Source organism: Bradyrhizobium sp. SHOUNA76 (genome assembly GCF_023006445.1).
In the GTDB taxonomy this organism is placed as follows: domain Bacteria; phylum Pseudomonadota; class Alphaproteobacteria; order Rhizobiales; family Xanthobacteraceae; genus Bradyrhizobium.
The window spans coordinates 1-824 of record NZ_JALBHA010001010.1 but is presented as its reverse complement, the minus strand read 5'-3'; the positions used below and the strand labels follow the sequence as shown (position 1 = coordinate 824).

The window sequence follows — 824 nt, the reverse complement described above, 5'->3', positions numbered from 1 at the left end:
CCGCGAGCTGCTCGACCGCGAGGAAGAGCGCGCCAAGGAGCGCGTCGCCGAGCTGGAGCGTCGCCTTGCCCAGTTCGAAGGCGACATCTCGCGCGCCCAGCAGCAGACCATGGACGCCGACGTCGCGCTGCAGCGGCTCGACACCGAAGACGCCGAGTTGAAGGAAGAGATCAAGTCGCGCGTCGAGAAGCGCTCCGGCGTCGACGAGCGTGTCGGCGAAGCCGAGGCGGTGCTGACCGAGACCGAGCAGCAATTCGCCGAGCTCACCACCGCGCTCGCCGACCTCACCGCCAAGCGCAACCAGTTAGAGGCCAACGTCCGGACCCACCGCGACAAGCTCGCCCGGCTCGACCAGGAGATCGCGAACGTCGCCGCGGAAGAGCAGAAGCTTGCCGCTGAGACCGGCGGTTTCGGCGATCTCGACGAGCTGACCGCGACGGTCGAGACCGCGGAGCAGACACTTGCCGCTTCGGAAGCCGCGGCGCAGGCGAGCGAAGCCGCCCATGTCGCCGCTCGCCAGACGCTGGAATCCTCGCGCTCGCCGCTGGTCGAGGCCGACAAGCGCGCGCAGCGGCTCGAAACCGAGGCGCGCACGATCTCCAAGATCCTCAACGGCGAGACCAAGAATCTGTGGCCGCCGATCATCGACGGCATCACCGTCGACAAGGGCTTTGAAAAAGCCATCGGCGCCGCGCTCGGCGACGATCTCGACGCGCCGGTCGATCCGTCGGCGCCGATGCGCTGGACCAATGCCGGCGTCACCGATGGCGATCCCGAGCTGCCCGAGGGCGTCGTGCCTCTCGCAAACCACGTGCAGGCGCCGG

The 824-nt window shown here is 68.8% G+C and carries 1 pseudogene; it reads left to right on the top strand.

The features are described 5' to 3' along the window. Window positions 1-824 (top strand): annotated as a pseudogene (locus MOV74_RS39340) (chromosome segregation protein SMC); the annotation flags it as partial.